Here is a 17227-nt window from a genome sequence, read left to right as displayed (position 1 = left end):
GCGGAGAAGGCCGTCGCCGATTACGGCGTCGACGTCGCCGCGCGTCTCGAGGTTCTCAAGACGACGGAGCCGGCGGGCCGCAAGGCGGGCGTCAAGGTCAAGGACGTCGCCGAGCTGGTGTCCAAACTCAAGAACGAAGCCGGGGTGCTCTGATGACGACGCTGCTGATTGCCGAACACGACAACGCGTCGTTGAAGGATGCGACCAACAAGGCCCTGACCGCGGCTGCCGCGCTCGGTGCGGATGTCGAGGTGCTGGTCGCCGGCCAGAACGCCAAGGGCGCGGCGGATGCCGCCGCGAAGCTCGCCGGCGTCAAGAAGGTGCTGCTCGCCGATGGCGACCTCTACGCGCACGATCTCGCCGAGCCGCTGGCTGCGCTGATCGTCTCGCTGGCGTCCGGCTATGACGCGATCGTCGCACCGGCGACCTCGCGCTTCAAGAACGTGATGCCCCGCGTCGCCGCTCTGCTCGACGTCATGCAGGTCTCCGAGATCATCAAGGTGGTCGCGCCCGATACCTTCGAGCGCCCGATCTATGCCGGCAACGCGATCCAGACGGTGAAGTCGAAGGACGCCAAGAAGGTCATCACGGTGCGGACCTCGACCTTCGCCGCAGCGGGTGAGGGTGGCAGCGCTGCGGTGGAGAACGTGGCGGCGGCCGCCGATCCGGGCTTGTCGTCGTTCATCGGCGAGGAGGTTGCCAAGAGCGATCGTCCCGAGCTGACCTCGGCCAAGATTATCGTCTCCGGTGGCCGTGCCATGCAGAGCCGCGAGAACTTCGCCAAATACATCGAGCCGCTCGCCGACAAGCTCGGCGCCGGCGTCGGTGCCTCGCGCGCGGCGGTGGACGCCGGCTATGCGCCGAACGACTGGCAGGTCGGGCAGACCGGCAAGGTCGTGGCGCCCGAGCTCTATGTCGCGGTCGGCATTTCCGGCGCCATCCAGCATTTGGCCGGCATGAAGGACTCCAAGGTGATCGTTGCGATCAACAAGGACGAGGACGCGCCGATCTTCCAGGTTGCCGATTACGGCCTGGTCGCCGACCTCTATCAGGCGGTTCCGGAGCTGACGGAAGAGCTCGACTAAGGGTCGTTCAGCGCACCCGCTTGGCCGTGGACGCCGAAGATCCGCGGAAGCTATGAGCGCATAGTCAGGGGCTTGGCTCGATTCCAGATGAAGCGCACTGAGTACTTGTTCGAGGAGTTCGTTGATGCGCTCCAGACGGCAGAGGACGGTCACGCGTTTGAACGGGTAGCGTCGCGCGTAGCGCATGGGCTTGGCTTCCGCTGGTTCGCCTATTTGCGCGTGGGCGACGGCCAGCCAAGCCTCATCTCATCGTATCCAAAGTCCTGGACCAGCCGGTATCTTCGCCTGAACTACCAGAGCTTGGATCCGGTTGTGCAACGTGCCCGGGCCGAGCGCGGTGTCTTCAGTTGGGACGCGCAGTTTCGCAAGCTTCATATCGTCATCTGCCCTTAGCTGCCGATTGACCGTCCTGGTACGACTTCAGCACCAGATCTTTCGAAACAATCACCCGTAGCGGCCACCCCGGCCGCACCGTGATCGTCGGCTGCACGTCGAGCTCGCGCTCCACCAGGCGCTGCCCCGCACGATTGGTCGTCTGCTGCGTACTTTCCCGCAGCGCCTTCACGAGATCGCTCTCGTCGTTGCCGATCGATAGCTGCGTCCCAACCCCAATCAGGGTCGCCAACGCCACCCCCTTGAGCAACTGCCAGGTATGGAAGTCCACCTGGTCCTCGAGCCCCGCGTAGCCTGCAACGTCTGTCGCCGGAAGGTTCTCGATCACGATCGAATTGCCGTTCGGCAAGATAAGTCTCGTCCAGACGACCAGCGCCCGCTTCTGGCCAAAGGCGACGACGCTGTCGTATTTGCCCACGAGACGAGTCCCCTGCGGGATCAAGAGATGCTCGCCGGTTGCCGATCAGGTCGAGGCGTTTGAGCGCCACCCGCGCCAAGCGAACGTTTTCGGCGGACACATCAATTCCATGAATGGCGGCGGCGTGTGTAAGAATGGTTCGGATGAAAGAGAAATCGATCGATAACGTCGGTGGGCCTGCGCCTTGCTTCGCTCGCCTTTTCCCAAATTCGATCAATCGCTCGCGCGTTAGATCCTGAATCTTTACTCTTCCGAGGGAGACCTTCAATGCCTCCATTACGGCGGCCTTGGACCGTCCGATAGACTTTCCGACTTCGGTCAGATCGTCGATGTGAAGCGTGATCAAGTCGGAAAAGATCCGCGGTGGTTCGTGGGGATGAGCCCGTCTAACTGGGATCCCGCGATCGATCGCCCGCTCCACGTCACGGGCCCATTCTTCAGCGTCATGCCGCCGTAGAAATGTGTTGGCCACATACTGCCGCTTGCGCCGTACCTGGACCCGCCAGCTCCCCGAATTGAGCTTTGTGAAGGTCGCCATTGCGTGTGCACTCCACTCCGATTTCGTGTGCGCTACGTGTGCACCGCGAGATCAAATGCGGTACAAACGGGTGCAATTTTGGCTAGTTTGGAGTGCACACACTGGGTGTATGTTCCTCTTCTAGTCCTTTGATAGTGTAGGGTAACTTGTTGAAAGATCAAGATTATCGCTTTTCCGTGGCGCCCATGATGGATTGGACGGACCGGCATTGCCGGGTGTTCCATCGTCATCTGTCGCGGCGGGCGTTGCTTTATACGGAGATGCTCACCACCGGCGCCGTCATTCATGGCGATCGGCAGCGGCTGCTCGGGTTCGATCGTTGTGAGCATCCGGTGGCGCTTCAGCTCGGCGGCTCAGATCCGCGCGAGCTGGCCGAGGCTGCGCGGATCGGCGAGGCGTTCGGCTATGACGAGATCAACCTCAATGTCGGCTGTCCGTCCGATCGCGTGAAGGATGGCCGCTTCGGCGCCTGCCTCATGGCAGAGCCGGAGCTGGTGGCGAGGTGCGTCGAGGCGATGAAGCGCACCGTCGCAATTCCCGTCACAGTGAAGTGCCGCATCGGCATCGATGAGCAGGACCCGGAAGTCGCGCTCGATGCGCTTGCACATGCGGTGGTCGCCTCCGGCTGCGATGCGCTGATCGTGCATGCCCGCAAGGCTTGGCTCAACGGGTTGTCTCCGAAGGAGAATCGAAACGTTCCCCCGCTCGATTATGACCGCGTCTATCGCCTCAAACACGCAATGCCTGGTGTGACTGTCATCATCAACGGCGGCATTGCTGGCATCGAAGACGCGAAAGCACATCTCGAACACGTCGACGGCGTGATGCTTGGCCGCGCCGCCTATCAGGAGCCGTGGCGGCTGCTCTCCGTGGATCGGGAGATCTTCGGCGAAGCGGCGCCGCATGCGACCATGCAGGATGCGATCGAGGCGATGATGCCCTACATCGAGCAGCAGCTGGTGCGCGGAACGCGACTGCATGCAATCACGCGGCATTTCGTCGGCGCATTCCATGCCGTGCCGGGCGCGCGAGCCTTCCGCCGTCATCTGGCCGAGCAAGGGGTGAAGCCGGGCGCTGGTCTCGAAGTGCTGCGCGATGCGATCGCGCACGTCGCTGCGCGCGCGCCGGCAGAGGCGGCGTAAGTCAGCTAGTCGACGGCCGTGCGCGAGCGGCGATGACTGCGCTGGAGTTCCGGATAGCCGGTGAGCATCAGCTTGTCGGCGCGCACGCCCCAGCTTTCAAGGCGGTCGAGGAAGCTCATGCCGAGCAGGTTGGTCTTCATCTGGCCGCGCTGCACGACGAGGGCCGGCACCGACTTCTCCACGAGATGGCCGACGGCGAGACGGTCAAGCGTGAGCCGCGCCGCTTTGGTGTGGCCGCCCACGGTCTCCAGGTCGACGTCGTATTCGAGCATCTCGAGCGGCAGTCCGATTGCTTTCGCGGTTTCCCAGGTCAGCACCACCGATGTCGCGCCGGTATCGATCACCATCGGCGCGGTGACGCCATTGATCTTCGCACGCAGCGTGAATTCGCCGCCCTGGCCGCGCGGGACCTGTACGGCCGGCGCAGGGGAGGGGGTCTGTCCGCGGAAGATGTGCGAGACCTTGTGGCTGGCCCGCGCGATTTGGTCGGGGTCGCCATAGGCGACCACCGCACCTGCCGTGCCGGCGAGCATGACCAGAACGAGCAGGAAGCGGATCATCGCGCGCCTCCGACGGCCCACGGGCGGCTCAGATGCGTTTCGGCGATCCCGCGATCGGCGCAAGTCCAGCTTCCGTCATGCGCGCCGGCAAGAGGGCCATGATCGCTAGCCGGTCTGCGCTTTCCATGGCATGCCAGCGTGCGATCTCGGGCAAGGTCCGGCCGCACCCGAAGCACAGCTTGGTCTTGGGATCGATCATGCAGACGGCGACGCACGGTGTTTCTTTGCTCATTCGGACATTGTGAGGGATCGTCGGACATCTCTGCAAGCATCTCGTTAAGAGCCCGTGCCCGCACTCATGATCGGCTTGTGGCGCGGCCGGCGTTTCTCGTCGGGCAGGCCGGAACTCTCCGGCTGGAGCGGCGGAGAATCATCCGACAGCGGGGCGAGCGCGCTCATCACACGCTCCGGCGGGAAGGTGACGATCACCTCGGTGCCGATGCGCAGCTTCGATTTCAGCGTGAACGTGCCGCCATGCAGGTCGATCAGATTCTTGGCGATCGGCAGGCCGAGGCCGGCGCCCTGTTCAGCCGACTTGATCGAATTGGAGCCCTGGCCGAACGAGGCCAGCACGACTGGAATCTCGTCCTCGGGGATGCCGGAGCCGGTATCCTTCACCGAGAGATACTGTCCGCCCGAGGCGGTCCATCCCGCCTTGAGCCAGATCTCGCCGCCCTGCGGGGTGAACTTGATCGAGTTGGAGAGCAGATTGAGCACCACCTGCCGGATCGCGCGCTCGTCGGCCCAGAGCCGCGGCATGGCCTGCTCGAACACCTCGTGGATGGTGATGCCGCGGCTCGAGGCACGCAGCTTCATCAAATGATGGCAGTCGGCGACGATGCCGACCAGCGACACCGCTTCCTCGTTGAGTTCGTAGCGGCCGGCCTCGATCCGCGACAGATCGAGGATCTCGTTGATGAGGTTGAGCAGGTGCACGCCGGAATTATGGATGTCGGCGGAATATTCCTTATAGACGGGGACCTGATGCGCGCCGAAGATCTCGCTCTTCATCACCTCGGAGAAGCCGAGGATGGCATTCAGCGGCGTGCGCAACTCGTGGCTCATCTGCGCGAGGAAGCGCGACTTGGCGACGTTGGCGGCTTCGGCACGGTGGCGCGCCTCGTCCGAGATCGCCTTGGCCTGTTCCAGCTCGCCGATCAGCGCGTCCTTTTCTGCGCGCGCTTCCAGCGTGGCGAAGGTCGAGGAGTGGAGGCGGTGCGCCAGGAGGACGAAATAGCCTTCGGCGGCAAGCGCCAGCGCGGCCAGGATGTAGTTGTCCAGTGAACCGGTCACTGCGAAGCTCAGCGCCATCGCGACCGCGACCGGCGCCGTGGCGGCAAGGGCTGCGATCGGCAGGTTGGCGGCGAGCATGCTCGATACTGCGATCACCAGCAGCATCAGGAACATCATCAGCGTTTCCGTGACCATGTCGAGCACGGGATGGATCAGGATCGCCATCCAGCACAGGCCATAGAGCAGGTCGAGCACGACGAAGCGCGTCCGCCACGCGCGCGTCGCCGCGGGCGAGGCGGGCTCGGTCAGGAAGCGCCGGCAACTGCGGATCATGGCGCCGTGGATGCAGAGCATGCCGACGGTCCAGGCCGCGGCCGGGACCGGCTGCATCCACAGCCCGAACAGCACGCCGGTGGCCACCACCAGCAGCATCACGACATAGGAGGCGGACAGCCGCGTCTGGGCGTATTGCCGCAGCATCTCGGCGTCGAAAGCCGGCCGGGTTCCACTGGTCGACGTTAACTTGTCCCGCGCCTCGCGCACCCGCTGCGCCGCAGCCCTTCGGCTGCTCGCCGATGGCGCGCTCACCGGCTCGGCCGGCAGCTGCACAACCTCGGGCTTTTCAGCGGGGTTACTCATCAAACAACACAATTCCTGCCCACGCCGGGCGCGGGACTTCTGCGTTGTCTATCTCTGGCAAGAAATCCTTAAGAGCTGACTTAAGGAGCTAAAGAATTACGTTAACCCGGCGTTAATCCAATACCCGGTTCCGACCTCGGCTCGCGGAACCCGCAGCCCCTTCAGCTGAAGAAAACGAGCGTGACCAACGCGAACACAGGCAGCAGCAGGACGGAGGTCCAGGCCATGTACCCGAAGAAGCCCGGCATTGCGATGCCGCCCGCTCGTGCGATCGCGTAAACCATGAAGTTGGGCGCGTTACCGATGTAAGAGTTCGCGCCCATGAACACCGCACCTGCGGAGATCGCGGCCAGGGTCATGGCGCCATTCGTCATCAGATGCTTGGCATCGCCTCCAGCAAGCTCAAAGAAAACCAGATAGGTCGGCGCGTTGTCGAGAAAGGATGAGAGCAAGCCGGTCAACCAGAAATAGGCGGGATTGTTCGGCGTGCCGTCGACGTTGGTGACCATGTTCACGACGGAGGCAAACGCGCCGGAGTTGCCGGCGTTGAGGATCGCAAGCACGGGAATGATGGTGATGAAGATGGCGGCGAACAGCTTGGCCACTTCGATCATGGGGCCCCAAGAGAAGCCGTTCGCGTCATGGTCCTCCTTCGGCGTGACGGCAAGAGATGCAAACACGACGCCGATCATTACGGCATCGCGCAGAAGATTCTGCAGCTGGAGGTGCGTGCCGAGAACCTCAAATCCGCCGAGGTCGAGCTTGGCGCTCAAGAGGATCGCAGCAATGATGACCCCCATCAGAGCGAAGTTGAGGCCGCCGCTGATCCGCAAGGGATTGTCCGGAGTTGGGTCCGGTTTGACGCGGCCTTCCTTGCGATAAAGATAAGTATCGATGCAAAAGAACAGGGCGAGCAGAATCCAGGCCACGAACGTGGTCTGGGGGAACAGGTGCGTCGTCGTCCAGAAGAAGTCCACGCCGCGCAGGAACCCCAGGAACAACGGCGGATCTCCCAGCGGGGAGAGCGAGCCGCCGATGTTGGACACCAGAAAGATGAAGAAGATGACGACGTGCGCGTTGTGCCGCCGGTCGTCATTGGCGCGGAGGACCGGCCGGATCATGACCATCGAGGCGCCGGTCGTGCCGATGATGCTCGCAATCAGGGTGCCCAGAGCGAGCAGCAGCGTATTCAGAACCGGGGAGCCGTGAAGATTGCCGCGCACCACGATTCCGCCGGCCACGGTGAACAGAGCGAGGAGCAGCAGAATGAAGGGGATGTATTCGAGCAGCGCGGTATGGACGAGTGCCTGGATGGTTGGAAGCGGGCCATACCAGACGGCAAGCGGCAGGACGATCAGGGCGGCCCACATCGCAGCAATCTTGCCCTGGTGGTGCTCCCAGAAGTGAGGCGCTGCGAGTGGAAATATCGCGATCGACAGCAGCATGCCGGCGAAGGGGAGCGCCCATTGCGGCCGAATGCTCGCCCCGTCGAGCGATGCGGCGAGCGCCTGCGACGGTGATGCAAGCAGGATCAGGAGCGCGACCGGGAGGAGGCGAACCGTGAGGCGGGATACCTGCTGCCAGGCACCACCCGCGGCGATTCCGGGCCGAAGCTTCGGCGCGACGCCGGCGCAGGCAACGACGAGGATGGCGGCGATCACGCTAAGCAAGGCTCCCCCAGAAGTTTATGAATATTTCGGTTCGCGCGTTTTGAACGTCGTCGCGGCCGGGGTCGCGGCGACGTTCGATGTTGCACGGCCCTGGACGTGGACGAGGCCGCCGCAGAGCCTCAGCGTTGCAGGCGTGCGAGCAGGCTCGACGTATCCCAGCGCTTGCCGCCCATCTTCTCGACCTCGGAATAGAACTGGTCGACCAGCGCGGTGACAGGCAGGTTGGCGCCGTTGCGGCGGGCTTCAGCGATCGCGATCGAGAGGTCCTTGCGCATCCATTCGACCGCGAAGCCGAAATCGTACTTGTCCTCGTTCATGGTCTTGTAGCGGTTCTCCATCTGCCAGGATTGCGCGGCCCCTTTCGAGATGGTCTCGATCACTGCGGCGACGTCGAGGCCGCTCTTTTTGGCGAAGTGGATACCCTCGGAGAGACCCTGCACCAGACCGGCGATGCAGATCTGGTTGACCATCTTTGTCAGCTGGCCGGAGCCGGCGGGCCCGAGCAGTTTGCACATCCGCGCATAGGCGCCTGTGATGATCGGCTCGGCGCCGGCATAGGCGTCCTGCGCGCCGCCGCACATCACCGTCAGCACGCCATTCTCGGCGCCGGCCTGGCCGCCGGAGACCGGCGCGTCGACGAATTTGAAGCCGGCCTTGGTGGCGGCCGCGTCCAGCTCACGCGCGACCTCGGCGGAGGCGGTGGTGTGGTCGACGAAGGTCGCGCCCTTCTTGATGCCGGCGAACGCGCCGTCGGGGCCGATCGTGACCGCGCGCAGGTCATTGTCGTTGCCGACGCAGCACATCACGAAATCCTGACCCTCGGCGGCCGCCTTCGGCGTCGGTGCGGTCTTGCCGCCGAACTTGTCCGCCCATTCCTTCGCCTTGGCCGCGGTGCGGTTGTAGACGGTGACCTCATGGCCCCCTTTTTTCACGAGGTGTCCGGCCATGGGGAAGCCCATCACGCCGAGACCGAGGAAAGCGACTTTAGCCATCTGTGGTACCTTGTCCGTAGTTTGGGTTTTACGGTTCTTGCCAGGCGAGGGGCGCCTGGGTTCCGCGATGAGGGCGGATTGGAGGCGCACCATAAACCCTTGAGGCCGGAGGGCAACGGCTTCGTTTGGCGGCCCCCTGTGCTAGGATGGCGGACCCAAGAACTTCAAAAAAGGGAGCGAGAGCATGGGCGGCGTGAGCGTTGGCGTCCTCGATCATTTCAACATCCGGACCCGGAATCTGGCCGAGACCGTCCGCTTCTACGCGGACGTGCTGGGCCTGGAAAAAGGCGCACGGCCGAATTTCGCCTTCCCGGGCGCCTGGATGTACAGCGAGGGTAAACCGGTGGTGCACCTCGTCGACATTTCTGCGACCGCCGAGCCACAAAAGCCTGATTCCGGCGTTGTCCACCACGTCGCCTTCGTCAGTCGCGGCTTTGACGGCATGAAGCAGCGGCTGGCGTCCAAGGGGATGAAGTTCGAGGCCCGCCAGGTGCCCGGCGGCGATCTCTGGCAGATTTTCGTCCACGACCCCAATGGGGTCATGATCGAGCTGAATTACGAGGCCGCCAGCGAGCAGGGGGCTGCGCCCGTGGAAAAGGCTGACGATATCGGCAGGCAGTAGCCTTTTGGGCGTTTCCGCTCTAATGGGGCATCCTAAAGCCTTGAGCATGATCTCATCGGAAGACCGCTCCACATTTATCCGGATCATGCTCCGTTCAGGAGATGCGCTTTGAGCGTGACGCAGCAACAGGTTCTCGACAGTCTCGCCAAGGTCAAGTCGCCCCGCGGGGTCGCGCTCACCCATGCCAATGTGCTGAGCGCGATCAGCGCGTCCGACGGCAAGGTGTTCTTCTCGATCAATGTGGATGCCGCCGAGGCAAGGGCCTGGGAATCCGTCCGGGCCGAAGCGGAGGCCGCGGTGCGCGCTATTCCCGGCGTCACCACCGTCATGGTGGCGCTGACCGCCGAGCGCAAGCCGGGCTCCGCGCCGCCGCCACCCCCGCAGCCGAGCCGCGGCGCGCCCGGCGTGCAGCCGGCCCATGCCCACAAGCCGCCGCAGGGCGGTGGGTCGCCGATGGCGCGGCAATCGGAAATCCCGGGCGTTGCCGCCGTGATTGCGGTCGCCTCCGGCAAGGGCGGCGTCGGCAAGTCGACCACAGCGCTCAACCTGGCGCTGGGCCTGCGCGACCTCGGCCTCAAGGTCGGGCTGCTCGATGCCGACATCTATGGCCCGTCGGTGCCGCGCCTGACAGGCCTGCGCGACAAGCCGGAGCTGAACGGCGAGCGCAAGATGATTCCGCTTCGGCGTTTCGGCCTCGCCATCATGTCGATCGGCTTCCTGGTCGAGGAGGAGACCGCGATGATCTGGCGTGGGCCGATGGTGATGTCGGCGGTGACGCAGATGCTGCGCGACGTCGAATGGGGCAAGCTCGACGTGCTGGTCGTCGACATGCCGCCGGGCACCGGCGATGCCCAGCTCACGCTGGCGCAGAACGTGCCGCTCAAGGGCGCGGTGATCGTCTCGACTCCGCAGGACCTGTCCCTGATCGACGCGCGGCGGGGGCTTGCCATGTTCAAGAAGGTCAACGTGCCCGTCCTCGGCATCGTCGAGAATATGAGCTACTTCCAGTGCCCGCATTGCGGGACCAAGTCGGACATTTTCGGCCATGGCGGGGCGCGGCATGAGGCCGAGAAGCTCGGGGTGCCGTTTCTCGGCGAGATCCCCCTGCACATGGCAATTCGCGCCACCTCGGACGCCGGTAATCCCGTGGTCGACAGCGAGCCGGACGGTCCTCATGCGGCGATCTACCGCGCCATCGCAGGGCAGGTCCGGGACCAGCTCAAGGGCGTCATTGCGGCGGCCTGACCGGCCGCCGCGGCAAGGTCCGGGGACATGCGACTTTCGTAGAGCCCCGTCATGCCATTGTCGCGTTCCGAAACCGGGCTGGCCGTGTTAAAGGCGCACGGCAGTCAAGCCCCTTCGGTTCGACGCGACTATCCACGCGTCGCCGGAATGAGCGGCGGCATAAGAGAAGTTAAGGGGAAACGCCCCAGCAAGGAGAGACCTGAATATGAAGCGTCGTGATTTTCTCAAAGTGTCGGCAGCAGGCGCGGCGGCGACCGCAGTGGCCTCGCCGGCGATCGCACAGTCCTCGCCCGAGGTGAAGTGGCGCCTGACTTCGAGCTTCCCGAAGTCGCTCGACACCATCTATGGCGGCGCCGAGCAGGTGGCGAAGTACGTCGCCGAGATGACTGACAACAAGTTCCAGATCCAGGTGTTCGCCGGCGGCGAAATCGTGCCCGGCCTCCAGGCGCTCGATGCGACCTCCAGCGGCACGGTCGAAATGTGCCACACCGTCTCCTACTACTACGTCGGCAAGGACCCCACCTTTGCGATCTTCGCCTCGGTGCCGTTCGGCCTCAACGCGCGCCAGCAGAATTCCTGGCTCTATCAGGGCGGCGGCAACGAGCTCGCCAACGAGTTCTTCAAGAAGTCGAACGTGATCGGCTTCCCCTGCGGCAACACCGGCGCGCAGATGGGCGGCTGGTTCCGCAAGGAGATCAAGACCGTCGCCGACCTCTCCGGCCTCAAGATGCGCATCGGCGGCATCGCCGGCCAGGTGTTTCAGAAGGTCGGCGTGGTGCCGCAGCAACTCGCCGGCGGCGACATCTATCCGGCGCTGGAGAAGGGCACCATCGACGCGGCCGAGTGGGTCGGCCCCTACGATGACGAGAAGCTCGGCTTCGCCAAGGTTGCCAAGTACTACTACTATCCGGGCTTCTGGGAAGGCGGTCCGACCGTCCATGCCTTCGCCAACCTGGAAAAGTTCAATGCGCTGCCGAAGAGCTACCAGGCGATCCTCACCAACGCGACCGCCCATGCCAACACCTGGATGGCTGCGCGCTACGACATGCAGAACCCGGCCGCGCTGAAGCGCCTGGTCGCCGGCGGCACCCAGCTTCGTCCTTTCACCAACGAAGTGCTGGAAGCCTGCCTCAAGTCCACCAACGAGCTGTGGGCTGAGATCTCGGCCAAGAACGCCGACTTCAAGAAGTCGATCGACGCCATGCAGGCCTACCGTTCCGACGAATATCTGTGGTGGCAGGTCGCCGAATATACCTACGACAGCTTCATGATCCGTTCGCGCACACGCGGCTGATCTGCGGCTTAAGTCGTAAGACGGATGGCCCGGCCTCGCTCGCGAGGCCGGGCTTTTCCTTTGCCGCAGTGCGATCACGATGGCATTCGGCCGCGGCTTGCGCCATGCTGGCGGCAAGCCTCGACAAGAAGGCCCGCAATCACTGGTACATCAGGGCAGGAAATCATGAAGAGAAGAGACTTCATCAAGGTCACAGGACTTGGTGCGGCCGGCGCCGCCACGCTCGCGGCTCCCGCGATCGCGCAGTCGATGCCGGAAATCAAATGGCGCATGCCGACGAGCTGGCCGAAATCGCTCGACACGCTGTTTGGCGGCGCCGAGATGATGTGCAAGATGGTCGCGGAAGCGACCGACAACAAATTCCAGATCCAGATCTTCGCGGCCGGCGAGATCGTGCCGGGCCTCCAGGTGCTCGACGCCGTGCAGAATGGCACCTGCGAAATCGGCCACACGGCGTCCTACTATTATTTCGGCAAGGACCCGACCTTCACCTTCGGCTCGGCCGTGCCGTTCGGTCCCAACATGCGCATCAACCAGGCCTGGTACATGCTGGGCGGCGGCCGCGACGTGCTCAACGAGTTCTACAAGAGCTACAACGTCGTCTCGCTGCTCGCGGGCAACACCGGCTGCCAGATGGGTGGCTGGTTCAGGAAAGAGGTCAACACGCCCGACGATCTCAAGGGCATGAAGTTCCGCATCGGTGGCTTCACCGGCCGTGTGCTCCAGAAGCTCGGCGTGGTGCCGCAGCAGCTCGCCGGCGGCGATATCTATCCAGCGCTGGAGAAGGGCACCATCGATGCCGCCGAATGGGTCGGTCCCTATGACGACGAGAAGCTCGGCTTCTACAAGATCGCGCCGCACTACTACTATCCCGGCTGGTGGGAAGGCGGACCGATGCTGATGGCCTTCGTCAACCTCGACAAGTGGAACGCGCTGCCGAAATATTACCAGAGCGTGCTGGAGCAGGCCGGCCATTACGCCAACAACTACATGATGGCACGCTACGACAACGCCAATCCGCTGGCGCTGAAGAAGCTGCTCGCGGGCGGCACCAAGCTGCATGCCTTCTCGCCGTCGATCATGGATGCCTGCTACAAGGCCGCCAAGGAGCTGCACGCCGAAGTCGCTGCGACCAACCCCAACTTCAAGAAGGTGCACGACTCGCTCGCCAAGTTCACGAGCGACGGCTACGCATGGTTCCAGGTCGCCGAGGTCGGCTACGACATCTTCATGGCGCGGCGCTCGCAGAGCTGATCGCGCTATCCGTCGCAGACAGCGCCCCGGAGCGAAGGCTCCGGGGCGTCGTCGTTGCGGCGTTCCGAGGGGCGTCCGGATCAAAACATGAAAAACAACCCCATGCACAGTAGGCGGGTATAGGTTTTTCAATGACTTGGCGGCGCGGCGCGAGTTTATGCGGAATTGCCGAATTCACTTGATGCGTCGGGCAAAACAGTGGTAGAAGCACATGATCGAATAATCCGAATTTCAGCCGGGTGGCGGGCCCTCGGAATCCGATGAGCTTCGATGCCGATAAAGTTCAAAGCGCATTGCGCAAGGCATGGTCGCTGGCGACGGCCAGCCGATGGACCGCGAGCAATCCCGCGGCCGGCCAATGCAACGTCACTGCGCTGCTCGTTCACGACCTCTTCGGCGGTGACTTGCTGAAGACGCCTCTGCCGGCCGGCGACCATTTCTACAATCGGATCGAGGGCCGGAGGTACGACTTCACGGCGAGCCAGTTCGGTCAGCCGATCGGCTACATGGATATAGCTGCAAGTCGCGCCGACGCGGAGTTGGGAGCAACAAGCGACCAACTGGCCGAACTGAGAACAGCCTTTCAAGTGTGCTGTGTCAGGCCAGACTAGGGCGTTTACTCATAAATCAGGTGTTTGGTTTGGGCGCTCCAGATGTCCGCTCACCCCTGAACAACGGTACAAAACCGGGAAGTCGCCGCAGGTCGCGGATGGGCCAGAAGGCGACCTCGTGCAAAGGTCAGCTCTTGGATGTAACCCGGGCCATTCGACCGTTCAGGCGAGTGGCTAGGTGACGTGCTCCATTGGATGTTTTGCCGGACACACTGCCGGTCAGATTTCAGCCCCTCGCTGGCTCAAGCTAAAGGAGCTTCTATGCATGACGTTGCTCTTAATGCACTTGATTGAGCTACATGAAACCCGGATTGCGCGGAAGGTAGCTGCCCCAATCTCCGAACTGTCGATTCGACATCAGCAGCATCGGGAAGGTCAGACGCATGCCATGGTCGGTCGCCACCCTGAGCGCTGGCTCGCTCGCGCCCGGCACGAAGGCCGAAATGGTCGGAACATCGCTCTGCGTCGCGAACGATAGCGCAGCAGCAAGCGCCGAGCCCATGAGATCCGACCGGCGGACTGCAAGCGGGCCAATGTGTCCATCCGAAATATAGACATATCCCGCGCACTCGCTACCGTCGTGGATGGTGAACCCGCTCGTCGTGCTGTCGCCGAGGAGATATCGATGATGCCTTGCCCTGGAAACACCGAGAGCATTGATATCAATGGGTGCCAACTCATCTAAGCCGATCGTCTTGGCCGTGAGAGGTTCAAGGTGGAGCCGCGGCTCAGCCAACCGCGACGCCAGTCGATCACGAGACACGCTGACCATGTAGATCGGAAAGCGCGGGAATAGTCCGTGGTGGATGTAGAGGCCTTGAGACACGTTGTTGAACGTGAAGGTGATCAGCGCTCTGACGGATGCTCCGCGCTTCTCTGCGTGAGCAAACATCTTGCTGATGAGGTGATTGCCAATGCCGTCGCTCTGGCGATCTGGGGCCACGAACAGCTGCGCCAGAAACCAAAGCTCGCCACAAACCCAGCTCCAAGCGAAGCCGACGAGTTCTCCGTCGTCATCGGCGACCCATAAACCTTCGGGATCGTCCGTGAGCGAGAAGGCTTGAAAATTCTGCGGGCGGGAGGACGCCATCTTGCCAAAGCCCCGCCGTTCAGTGAGTTCATTGATGCTGGCGACCACGATCTCGTCGGCTCTGGCCAAGTCGTCCATGCGAGCGGGTCGGCACAAGACAGCCATGCTCGAATCCTCCCCGGGATCAGCGCGCCCGGCCAACCGTCGTGCCGGGCCGGAGTGTAGCGCCTTCGACTGACATCCTGACCAGGATGAGAACGACGAAATCCTCAGCCGGCAATCAGGCGAGCGGCCGGACGTTCTGGTTCATGCGGAAGAAGTTCGTCGGGTCGTACTTCGCCTTGATCCGCTGCAGGCGCCGGTAGTTCGGTCCATAGGCAGCAGCGACGGGATCGCCTGTCTCGTCATCATCGAGATAATTGACATAACGGCCGGAGGCAAAGAAGGGTCGCATCCTTTCGTAGGTCTCGCGCGCCCAGAAGATGCAACGGCTCGTATCGCTGGGCTGCATCCACTGCGTGAGAATCAGGAAATTGTAGCCCTCCTGCCGATGCGGAAATGCCGTATCCCCCGTGTCGATGCGGATCGCCGCGCCGTGGATGTGTTCGAGGAGGAACTGCCCCATGGGAGTTGGGCAGCGCGCGAAACAATCGATCATGGTCGAAATCGCACCATCACTCAGTTCCCTCAGGAAGTTCGATTTCCAATAATTGAAAGCGCCTTTCGGATAGTTGGCGTCGAGCATGCGGTTGAGCTCGCAATAGGGCATCGGCCCGACTGCATCCAGGATCGGTGCCCCGAACTGTTTCAGCGGCCGCATCGCTCGTTCGGCCTCCGCCACTGGACCGCAGTGGCTGGTGACCAGGGCGGCGACCTCCGTACCGGACCCGTCCGGCGCATGCGTCAGGGATGCGAACAACATGTGCTCGTCCGCGAGCGATCGCGTGCTGGCCCGGAAGAATTCGAGCACATCACGGGAGCGCTCGATGGGGTAGACGATCGGTCCGCCGGTCATGATCGGCCCGACCGTATGAAGATCATATTCGAGACTGGTAGCGATCCCGAAATTTCCGCCGCCACCGCGGACGGCCCAGAACAGATCGGGCTCCTCTTGCTTGCTGACCCGCAAAACCTTGCCGTCGGCCGTGACGAGTTCGACAGCCCGCAAATTGTCCAGTGCGAGGCCGTACTTGCCCATCAGCCAGCCCAGACCTCCGCCGAGCGTCAGGCCCGCGATGCCGGTGGTCGAGACCACGCCGCCGGTCACCGCAAGCCCGTGCAGCTGCGTTTCTCGATTGAGCTCGCCCCAGGTGACGCCGCCCTGCGCCCAGACGGTCTTGCCGACAGTGTCGACCCGGACCCCCTTCATGGGTGAGAGGTCGATCATGATCCCGCCGTCGATGGTTGCGCGCCCGGCCACATTGTGGCCGCCGCCGCGAACCGCGACCTCGAGGCCGAGCTTGGTCGCAAGTGTCACGGCATCCACGACATCGGCCACACTGCGGCACCTGGCAATCAATGCTGGCCGTTTGTCGACCAGCCCGTTGTGGACCTTGCGCGCCTCGTCGTAGCCGTCGTCTCCTGGCTTGAGCAGTTCTCCTCCGAAGGAGGCACTAAGTTCGGCGGCACCGCTGGCAACAGATGCGATGGACATGACATGAGCTCCTCAGCTTGACCCGCCATATCCTCGATGGTGGGCTGTCTCAGAGCAAATCCGAAGAATTCAGGTGACGATGAACTGATTTCACCTAGACTGGCCCCATGCACAAGCTGCCTCCGCTGATCGAGCTCCGCGCTTTTGAAGCTGCCGCCCGTCATCTGAGCTTCAAGAAAGCCGCGGCAGAACTCGGCGTCACGCCAACCGCGATCAGCCACCAGATCGGGTTGCTCGAGCAGTATTGTGGTCGCGCTCTGTTCCGCCGCAGACCACGGCCTCTCTCGCTGACCGATGCCGGAGCGCGGCTTTTCCCGGCCATTCGTGGCGGCCTTGAGGTGTTTGCCGCGGCCATTGCGGCCGTCAGGCAGGAAGGCGACCAACAGCCTCTCCGGGTGACGACCACCAATGCTTTTGCCAGCCGCTGGCTCGTGCCCCGCCTGCCCCTGTGGCGGAAGCTGCATCCCGATGTGCCACTGGAAGTCATCGGCACTGACTCAGTGCTCGACTTACAAGCCGGAGATGGCGATGTCGCCATTCGCTATGCGACTAGGTTCTGTACTCAAACCCCTTGCGAGTGACGAGGCGGAGTGATTCAAGGCTTCCCAAAAGGGAGGTCCTGATGGCCCGCTTTGATCTTTCAGACGCCGAGTGGACAATCATCTCTCCGCTGTTACCTGGGGCGGAAGGCAAGAAGAATGGCCGGCCGCGGCCGGATGATCGCAAGGTGCTCAACGGCATCTTCTTCGTCCTGCGTACGGGGACACCCTGGCGCGATCTGCCGGAGCGCTATGGCCCTTACACAACAGCCTACAACCGCTTCAATCGATGGGCCAAGAAGGGCATC

General features: G+C 63.1%; 17 protein-coding genes and 2 pseudogenes. 11 read left to right on the top strand and 8 right to left on the bottom strand.

Annotation, left to right across the window (positions count from 1 at the left end; translation table 11 throughout):
- The 3 genes and pseudogenes from H1B27_RS38340 to H1B27_RS38330 form a co-directional block, all read left to right on the top strand.
- Positions 1-153 (top strand): annotated as a pseudogene (locus H1B27_RS38340) (electron transfer flavoprotein subunit beta/FixA family protein); the annotation flags it as partial.
- Positions 153-1085, top strand: coding sequence for an electron transfer flavoprotein subunit alpha/FixB family protein (locus tag H1B27_RS38335; protein WP_197969594.1), 933 nt, complete (start codon positions 153-155; stop codon positions 1083-1085). The pseudogene H1B27_RS38340 and the gene H1B27_RS38335, both read left to right, overlap by 1 nt.
- An 87-nt stretch (positions 1086-1172) precedes the next feature.
- Positions 1173-1478: an autoinducer binding domain-containing protein gene (locus tag H1B27_RS38330; protein WP_197969593.1), complete on the top strand. Its 306-nt coding sequence runs from the start codon at positions 1173-1175 to the stop codon at positions 1476-1478.
- On the opposite strand, the pseudogene H1B27_RS38325 reads toward H1B27_RS38330, so the two are convergent.
- Positions 1465-1941: pseudogene (locus H1B27_RS38325) on the bottom strand (TraB/TrbI/VirB10 family type IV secretion system protein); the annotation flags it as partial. The gene H1B27_RS38330 and the pseudogene H1B27_RS38325 sit on opposite strands and share 14 nt — an antisense overlap.
- Positions 1942-2583: 642 nt before the next feature.
- On the opposite strand from H1B27_RS38325, the gene dusA reads away from it, so the two are divergent.
- The gene (gene dusA / locus H1B27_RS38320) at positions 2584-3576 is read left to right on the top strand and encodes a tRNA dihydrouridine(20/20a) synthase DusA (protein ID WP_197969592.1); all 993 of its coding nucleotides are present in this window, start codon (positions 2584-2586) and stop codon (positions 3574-3576) included.
- Positions 3577-3581: 5 nt separating this feature from the next.
- On the opposite strand, the gene H1B27_RS38315 is transcribed toward dusA, so the two are convergent.
- From H1B27_RS38315 to H1B27_RS38295, 5 genes are all read right to left on the bottom strand, one after another.
- Entirely contained in the window at positions 3582-4136 is a 555-nt protein-coding gene (locus H1B27_RS38315) for a TIGR02281 family clan AA aspartic protease (protein WP_197969591.1), read from the bottom strand.
- 28 nt (positions 4137-4164) lie between these two features.
- Complete coding sequence (locus H1B27_RS38310; RefSeq protein WP_027571622.1) at positions 4165-4368, bottom strand: DUF1289 domain-containing protein; 204 nt, start codon at positions 4366-4368, stop codon at positions 4165-4167.
- A 44-nt stretch (positions 4369-4412) separates the two neighbouring features.
- Positions 4413-6008, bottom strand: coding sequence for a sensor histidine kinase (locus H1B27_RS38305; protein WP_197969590.1), 1596 nt, complete (start codon positions 6006-6008; stop codon positions 4413-4415).
- 161 nt (positions 6009-6169) lie between these two features.
- Positions 6170-7609 carry a sodium:proton antiporter gene (locus tag H1B27_RS38300; protein WP_197969595.1) on the bottom strand — a complete coding sequence of 480 codons (1440 nt, stop codon included), beginning with the start codon at positions 7607-7609 and terminating at the stop codon, positions 6170-6172.
- Positions 7610-7797: 188 nt separating this feature from the next.
- A complete protein-coding gene (locus H1B27_RS38295) occupies positions 7798-8670 on the bottom strand; it encodes an NAD(P)-dependent oxidoreductase (RefSeq protein ID WP_061882291.1) in 873 nt (290 codons plus the stop codon).
- Between the two features lie 184 nt (positions 8671-8854).
- On the opposite strand from H1B27_RS38295, the gene H1B27_RS38290 reads away from it, so the two are divergent.
- From H1B27_RS38290 to H1B27_RS38270, 5 genes are all read left to right on the top strand, one after another.
- On the top strand, positions 8855-9292 hold the full coding sequence (locus H1B27_RS38290) for a VOC family protein (RefSeq protein ID WP_028179674.1): 438 nt from the start codon (positions 8855-8857) through the stop codon (positions 9290-9292).
- A 108-nt stretch (positions 9293-9400) separates the two neighbouring features.
- Positions 9401-10537, top strand: a complete 1137-nt coding sequence (locus tag H1B27_RS38285) for an Mrp/NBP35 family ATP-binding protein (RefSeq protein WP_061882292.1) — start codon at positions 9401-9403, stop codon at positions 10535-10537.
- 205 nt (positions 10538-10742) lie between these two features.
- Complete coding sequence (locus H1B27_RS38280; protein WP_197969589.1) at positions 10743-11831, top strand: TRAP transporter substrate-binding protein; 1089 nt, start codon at positions 10743-10745, stop codon at positions 11829-11831.
- A 165-nt stretch (positions 11832-11996) separates the two neighbouring features.
- A complete protein-coding gene (locus tag H1B27_RS38275; protein WP_061882294.1) occupies positions 11997-13085 on the top strand; it encodes a TRAP transporter substrate-binding protein in 1089 nt (362 codons plus the stop codon).
- 260 nt (positions 13086-13345) lie between these two features.
- A complete protein-coding gene (locus H1B27_RS38270) occupies positions 13346-13696 on the top strand; it encodes a YunG family protein (RefSeq protein WP_197969588.1) in 351 nt (116 codons plus the stop codon).
- Positions 13697-13991: 295 nt separating this feature from the next.
- Here the strand turns inward: H1B27_RS38270 and H1B27_RS38265 are convergent, their stop codons facing one another.
- A complete protein-coding gene (locus tag H1B27_RS38265; RefSeq protein ID WP_246516039.1) occupies positions 13992-14864 on the bottom strand; it encodes a GNAT family N-acetyltransferase in 873 nt (290 codons plus the stop codon).
- 142 nt (positions 14865-15006) lie between these two features.
- Positions 15007-16380, bottom strand: a complete 1374-nt coding sequence (locus H1B27_RS38260) for an FAD-binding oxidoreductase (RefSeq protein WP_197969586.1) — start codon at positions 16378-16380, stop codon at positions 15007-15009.
- Between the two features lie 107 nt (positions 16381-16487).
- On the opposite strand from H1B27_RS38260, the gene H1B27_RS38255 reads away from it, so the two are divergent.
- Positions 16488-16961 (top strand): LysR family transcriptional regulator, encoded by a 474-nt coding sequence (locus H1B27_RS38255; protein ID WP_283817056.1) that lies wholly within the window; start codon positions 16488-16490, stop codon positions 16959-16961.
- Positions 16962-17002: 41 nt separating this feature from the next.
- Positions 17003-17227: transposase (locus H1B27_RS38250; RefSeq protein WP_197968963.1), on the top strand; the 225-nt coding region annotated here is incomplete at its 3' end.

It is taken from the genome of Bradyrhizobium diversitatis (genome assembly GCF_016031635.1).
Taxonomy (GTDB): Bacteria; Pseudomonadota; Alphaproteobacteria; order Rhizobiales; family Xanthobacteraceae; genus Bradyrhizobium; species Bradyrhizobium diversitatis.
Note: the sequence above shows the minus strand (reverse complement) of the source record. Positions and strands in the feature narration are given on the sequence as shown.

Excerpts from the sequence above, each read along its gene's own strand:
- H1B27_RS38335 (WP_197969594.1), top strand. The coding sequence starts at position 153 with ATGACGACGCTGCTGATTGCCGAACACGACAACGCGTCGTTGAAGGAT.
- H1B27_RS38330 (WP_197969593.1), top strand. The coding sequence starts at position 1,173 with ATGAAGCGCACTGAGTACTTGTTCGAGGAGTTCGTTGATGCGCTCCAG.
- H1B27_RS38315 (WP_197969591.1), bottom strand. The coding sequence starts at position 4,136 with ATGATCCGCTTCCTGCTCGTTCTGGTCATGCTCGCCGGCACGGCAGGT.
- H1B27_RS38310 (WP_027571622.1), bottom strand. The coding sequence starts at position 4,368 with ATGAGCAAAGAAACACCGTGCGTCGCCGTCTGCATGATCGATCCCAAG.
- H1B27_RS38305 (WP_197969590.1), bottom strand. The coding sequence starts at position 6,008 with ATGAGTAACCCCGCTGAAAAGCCCGAGGTTGTGCAGCTGCCGGCCGAG.
- H1B27_RS38295 (WP_061882291.1), bottom strand. The coding sequence starts at position 8,670 with ATGGCTAAAGTCGCTTTCCTCGGTCTCGGCGTGATGGGCTTCCCCATG.
- H1B27_RS38290 (WP_028179674.1), top strand. The coding sequence starts at position 8,855 with ATGGGCGGCGTGAGCGTTGGCGTCCTCGATCATTTCAACATCCGGACC.
- H1B27_RS38280 (WP_197969589.1), top strand. The coding sequence starts at position 10,743 with ATGAAGCGTCGTGATTTTCTCAAAGTGTCGGCAGCAGGCGCGGCGGCG.
- H1B27_RS38275 (WP_061882294.1), top strand. The coding sequence starts at position 11,997 with ATGAAGAGAAGAGACTTCATCAAGGTCACAGGACTTGGTGCGGCCGGC.
- H1B27_RS38270 (WP_197969588.1), top strand. The coding sequence starts at position 13,346 with ATGAGCTTCGATGCCGATAAAGTTCAAAGCGCATTGCGCAAGGCATGG.
- H1B27_RS38265 (WP_246516039.1), bottom strand. The coding sequence starts at position 14,864 with ATGGACGACTTGGCCAGAGCCGACGAGATCGTGGTCGCCAGCATCAAT.
- H1B27_RS38260 (WP_197969586.1), bottom strand. The coding sequence starts at position 16,380 with ATGTCCATCGCATCTGTTGCCAGCGGTGCCGCCGAACTTAGTGCCTCC.
- H1B27_RS38255 (WP_283817056.1), top strand. The coding sequence starts at position 16,488 with ATGCACAAGCTGCCTCCGCTGATCGAGCTCCGCGCTTTTGAAGCTGCC.